Below are 6,275 nucleotides of genomic sequence, written 5' to 3'. Positions count from 1 at the left end.
GTAGGAGTAAGAATTTTCCCAATATTGTTCTGCCCAACTCTTGACCAAAATCCTGAATTTTTGAACCATTACCACCTAAAACCTCGCATTTTTTCCAGATATAAAATTGCTCAAACCAATATCAGTTAATAAGCGCGATATTTAATCAGCAAACCCTAATTACTTCTAAGGTTTAGGAAGGGAACTTTGCCAGTAAATTTTATTCAAACTAAATTTCAAAGGTTGCTTTTATCTTCCTCAAAATTAATAGCTGTTAACGCAGTTCCTCTGTAAGAGGCTAGCTAATAGCTGACGGCTGTTTGCGCAGCATTCCGCAGGAAATGCTTACCTTCTTCCTTCTTATTTCTTCTTTATTTATTATGGATATAGATAACATAATATTTTCTCACCTTCCTTCTTCTTAATTATGAATAATTGGTTCTTCCTTCTTCCTTCTTCCTTCTTCCTTCTGAGGACTTTACCTTGTCTATCCGACGGTTTCTATATCTAACTCCTGACTCCTGACTCCTGACTCCTGACTCCTTCTTCTAACAATTGTAATAACCATTTTTTAATATAATAAGTAGCATAACAATCATCTTCATTGTAAATAATAATTACATCTAATAAAGAGCGATCGCCAGTTTTCAACCATTCTGCATACCAACAAACAGATTGAGCGCCATTAGCTTCGGGGTTCCGCCATTCAAAACCCAACCAACGAGCAATATTTTTGAGGGAATAACTTTCTACAGGTAATATAATAGTCTGAGTAACAACTTGATGAATATCTACAAATCTCTTCAATAATGGTTTCCACAGATAAGCTGGAGTTTGATAAAGTTGAGCTAATCTTTTTACAGTTTGAATTTCATATTCACAGAAGTGATAAATTGGAGCGATAGGATATTTCCAAACCAAGTCTAAAAATTGATACCAAATCAATTCTTCATCTAAGGGATTTTCAGCTAAATGAACATAAAATTTTTTGGTATTTTGGCGTTTATCAACTACTAATACACCATGTAAATAATCTAGATTAATATCTGGTTGAGCTTCAATATCAAAATATATTTCTACAGGAGCATTAACTAGCTTAGTTGATTTGTAATAATTAATTTGTAAAGTTTCACTATCTATTTCTTCGGCAAATGTTTCATTTCTCAAAATCACTTTATTTTCCCATACAGATTGAGCTTGCTTGACAACCTGTATTCCAACTCCATCAGCAAACTCTGGGTAACTCTCTAAATCATGAGGATTAGTTTGACTCAAAGATTCTAAAGTTGTTAAATTCAAGCTCTTCAACACAGCATATCTATTAGAAGTAACTCCCGGCAAAAGACATAAATGTTTTTGAATTTCCGCAACATCATGACAGCTACTATACCAGGTACAAAGACTACATTTTTGACGGGAAATAAAGACTTCTGGTTCTAGAGAATTTTGCAACATAGCAATTAACTCAGAAATAGTTTCCTGCATTTGTTCAATTCGCTTCTCTAAATTGACATTATATAACCCTTTCTTTCGGAGAATCAACCAAGCAGTTTCCGGCCAAACTTCTTGAATACTCGCCAATATTTGAGCATGAAAAGTAGCAACTATTTGATATTCTAATTTCGGACGTTTGCTTAACTTAATATCTGTAGGAATATAAACCCAATCACCAAATCGAGAATATCCAGGCTGTTTAATCAATAAATCTGGATAGCTAACAAAATTAATAGTCTGATTTTGTGGGAGTGAATTGATTGAAGATTGTGGAATAATTAATATTCCCTGATAAATAACATCAATACCTGCTGCCATTAATTCTTCAGTAGCCTTTCCCCTTGCCATTAAATCTCCACGAGGATAATTAGGCTTTTGATAAATATAATTCTTGATAATGCTCGACCTAAATTCCGAACTATCTTTAATTAATTTCAGCAAAAAATCACTAGGAGAATCTTGTTGCGTAAAATCTCCATAGGTATCCAAAAATACTTTTCTAGGACAACGTTGATAAGAAAGTAGCTGAGAATCAGTTATAAACATTAATTATTTAGTTAGTGAGTCAGCCACTTTGCGGTAGTCAAAAGTCCAAAGTGACATAACTATATACATATATATCTAGTCTAATCCACTTATTCAATTGAGATAAAATCTAGATATAAAGACCTAGTGTTTGTCATTATCAAACAGTGAAGTATAGACAAAATTAACTACAACAATAACTATAAAAAAATGTCAGAAAAACTACGCAAGCCATTTCCAACTCATCGCCTAACTGTACTTTATATTATCGGACTCAGTGTAATTGCTGGATTATTTATATTTGAACAAATTTTAGTAGAAAGATCCCTAAGATATCAGTTTACCAGTTCTCGGGTAATTAACATTGCAGGTCGTCAACGAATGCTGAGTCAAAAACTTAGCAAAGCAGCATTAGCTATCCAGTATAGCTCCAATTCAAGAGTAAGAAAACAACGTCAACAGGAACTTGAAAATGTTGTCCAGGTGTTCCAAACCTCCCATGAGGGACTACAGAAAGGTGATTCAGATTTAGGATTACCCAGTAATATAAATAGTCCCAAGGTAAAACAAATGTTTGCGGAGATGGAAGAATATTATCAAGCAATAATTAAGGCGACTCAAGGTTTGCTAGTAGCCATCAACTCAGATCCCGCACAGGTAGATATTAGACCTTTTGTAGAAACTATTCTGAAAAATGAGGCCCTTTTTCTACCACGGATGAATCAAATTGTCTTCCAATATGATGCCGAAGCCCAAGAAAAGGTTCAGCAAGCCAGACGAATCGAAAATTTATTATTAACAGTTGCAATATTACTACTAATATCAGAGGGAGTATTTGTATTTAGACCTGCAGTTAACCAAATTCAAGTTTATCTGGAACAAAAGGCCGCATCTCAAGAACAAACAACCAAAATAGCAACAGAATTAGAACAAAAAAATCAGGAATTAGATGCGGCCTTAAAGGAAGCTCAATCTATCGCCAAGCTAAAATCAGAATTTGTGGCCAATATGAGTCACGAAATACGCACCCCAATGAATGGAGTAATTGGGATGACTGGTTTGTTGCTAGATACTAATCTAAATCCTCAACAGCGAAACTTTGTAGAAATTATTCGTAGTAGTGGGGATAACTTGTTGATTATCATTAATGATATTCTCGACTTCTCAAAAATTGATGCCGATAAGTTAGAGTTAGAAAACCAAGCTTTTGACCTCCAAGAATGTGTAGAATCTTGTCTAGATTTGTTAGTGCCTCAAGCTACAAGTAAATCATTAGACTTAGCCTACATAATAGACGATCATACCCCCTCTACAATTACGGGTGATGTGACTAGGTTGCGTCAAATTCTGGTCAACTTAGTCAGTAATGCTGTTAAATTTACCCACTCTGGAGAAGTAGTAATAAATGTCGCTGCTGAAGAAGTTAACTCAGACAATTTTCAATCTCCCACCCATCAAATCCATTTTGCTGTTAGAGATACTGGTATTGGTATTCCACCGGAAGGTTTAAAGCGACTTTTTCAGCCTTTTTCTCAAGTAGATTCTTCCACTACTCGTAAATATGGCGGTACAGGTTTAGGCTTAGTTATCAGTAAGCAACTGTGTGAAATGATGGGGGGGCAAATGTGGGCAGAAAGCGGGGGGAGTGTGGCCGGAAATCCCTTGGTTGTGAGTCAAAATAATTTGACTTCTGCAAATTATATTGCGGGTTCAACATTTCACTTCACAATCTTAACTACAGTTGCTCCTAGCATTCCTAAAGTTTATCAAAATCCTCAACCTCAACTGAATGGTAAACGAATATTAGTAGTTGATGATAATCCTACTAATAGGCTGATTCTAAAAATACAAAATAAAAAGTGGGATATAAGATCTACAGAAGTAGATAATGGTGTAGAAGCTTTAGAACTGCTGAAGAAAGGTAAAAAGTTCGATCTGGTTATTTTAGATATGCAAATGCCAGAAATGGATGGTATAACTTTAGCTGCTGAAATTCGTAAGCTTCCTAGACTAAAAACACTGCCATTAGTGATGTTAACTTCTGTAGGTTGTCCTAAAGATGATACCAAAAATTTACAAGCTTGTCTAAATAAGCCGATTAAGCCAGAGCGATTATATAAGGTACTGATGAAGATTTTTGCTAATCAGATAGAAAATACTACAAAGCAACCTGATATCAACATTGATGGCAATCTCGCGAACCGACTACCTTTAAGAATTTTGCTAGCTGAAGATAATGTAGTCAATCAAAAAGTTGCATTGTCGATGTTAGGACGAATGGGTTATCGGCCTGATGTGGTTAGTGATGGGTTGGAAGCTTTGATGGCTTTAGAGAGAGTACCTTATGATTTGATATTGATGGATGTACAAATGCCAGAAATGGATGGTTTGGAAGCAACACAACATATTTGTGACAAATATGGCCATGAGTTAGGCAAAAGACCTGCTATTGTGGCCATGACAGCGGGAGCTATGGAGGGCGATCGCGAAATTTGTCTGCAAATGGGTATGGATGATTATATTAGTAAGCCAGTTAAGGTTGAAGCTCTACAGAAAATACTGGAAAATTGGGGAGAAATAATCATAGGCCAAAAAACTCCTATTGCACCACTGCAACAGGTAGAAAAAACTTCTTCTCCGTCATCTCCTACGCCAAAGGTAAAGACAGCTTTTAGTTCTCCTCCTGTGATGGTAGAATTTATTGAAAGTATTCGCCAAGAAGTACAGATAGAAGGCGAAGCTGATGTTGTAACGGAACTGATCGATTTGTTTTTAGAAGATACTCCACAGCATTTCATAGCTATTAAAGAGGCGATAGATAACTCTGCCACAGAAGCACTAGGAGAAAGCGCTCATTCTTTGAAAGGTAGTAGTAGCAATTTAGGAGTAATGCGCTTGGCTGAAATTTCTGCAACTTTAGAACAAAAAGCTAAAGCTGGTACTATAACAAAATTAGAAGCAGAATTTCTTTTAAATCAATTGGAAAAAGAGTTTATTATTGCTAAATCTGTTTTAGAAGAATTACAAGTGCCGCTACGCGGAAGTTAAAAGTTAAAAGTCAAAAGTTAAAAGTCAAAAGTATTGATTGGTAAGGCTTTTAGGATTTTGTTACTGGCTAGTTAGGGCTTGCTGATTAATTCTCAAAGTATTGATAAGTAAAGGCTAAAGCCTTTTTGAGGTCGAAAAAAGTGCCTGGTTTTCAGCTATTCATGCTCATGCATGGAGCGTATTTTAGGTAAAAGTTGGGCAGAGAAATCATTCTTACAATTCTTACTCCTACCTACTTTAAATTCCCCGTTCCTCCTGTCTCCCCCTCCAGGGAGGGGAGTAGGGAGTAGTGAAGAGTTAGGATAAATCAGGAGTTGTAGAGGACGTACTCCTAAAAATTATCCCAAGATTTTTCTGTATCTATCTTACCCCAATACTCACTTTTTGAGCTTTCTTAGGCAAATACCTGCTACTTTTTAACTACCTCAACAGGCCAAAACCTTTATATATCAAGACTTTTATATTTAATCAGCAAGCCCTACTTTAGGAGTCAGGAGGGAAGAAATAAGAAGAAAGAGTAGTAGAAGAGATTTTTTTTGTTCGCGCTCTTATATAGAATCCGGTTATATAGTATATTTTGATAATTCTATAATTACTTAAATATTTAATCTCCCCCACTCCCCCACTCCCCTACTCCCAACTATACAATAACTCTTCAACCGGACTCTATATTATCCGGACATGATATCATACCTCAAATCACCAACGCCGTTTAAATAGGGTTTGCGCTCAAAAGTATGAGTGGTGAGGGCAGGAGCCAGAATCCAGCAATCCAGCAATCCAGGATAAATAGGAATTATAGAACAGATCGTCAAAATATTATCCCTTGATTTTCTGCCCCTCGAAACGTCCAAAATCCTAACTTTTTGAGCATCAAGAGCTGAAAACCAAGGTATTTCAGACCTAAAAAGGCACTTATATCATGTCCGGTTGAACAGTTATAAATAAACTATGAAGGAGTCAGTCCTCAGGAGTCAGGAGGGAAGAAAGAAGAAGAAGGAGAAAGTTTTTTTTATCACTAATTATCCGGACATGATATTACCAATATCAGTCAAAGCTTTCATATTTATTCAGCAAGCCCTAAATAAAAATTCATGGTATAATATCATGTCCGGTAGCATCGGAGCGTGTATAAAATTAAGGTGAAAAAAGGAGAAAACCTTCTGCCTCCTGCCTCCAGCTCCCGCTGCCTTCCTTCCACCAAAGTCTAATTATTCAACCGGACATGA

Annotated in this window: 2 protein-coding genes; one reads left to right on the top strand and one right to left on the bottom strand. The window is 36.1% G+C overall.

From position 1 onward, the window contains the following. Positions 1-486: 486 nt before the first annotated feature. A complete protein-coding gene (locus F6K54_RS38325) occupies positions 487-2,019 on the bottom strand; it encodes a TM0106 family RecB-like putative nuclease (protein ID WP_293089335.1) in 1,533 nt (510 codons plus the stop codon). Positions 2,020-2,208: 189 nt separating this feature from the next. On the opposite strand from F6K54_RS38325, the gene F6K54_RS38320 reads away from it, so the two are divergent. Next, complete coding sequence (locus tag F6K54_RS38320; RefSeq protein ID WP_293089333.1) at positions 2,209-5,046, top strand: response regulator; 2,838 nt, start codon at positions 2,209-2,211, stop codon at positions 5,044-5,046. Positions 5,047-6,275 lie beyond the last annotated feature (1,229 nt).

Origin of the sequence: Okeania sp. SIO3B5 (genome assembly GCF_010692555.1) — a bacterium.
In the GTDB taxonomy this organism is placed as follows: domain Bacteria; phylum Cyanobacteriota; class Cyanobacteriia; order Cyanobacteriales; family Microcoleaceae; genus Okeania.
The sequence above is the reverse complement of the archived record's forward strand: the minus strand, read 5'-3'. Positions and strand labels throughout refer to the sequence as shown.

Excerpts from the sequence above, each read along its gene's own strand:
- F6K54_RS38325 (WP_293089335.1), bottom strand. The coding sequence starts at position 2,019 with ATGTTTATAACTGATTCTCAGCTACTTTCTTATCAACGTTGTCCTAGA.
- F6K54_RS38320 (WP_293089333.1), top strand. The coding sequence starts at position 2,209 with ATGTCAGAAAAACTACGCAAGCCATTTCCAACTCATCGCCTAACTGTA.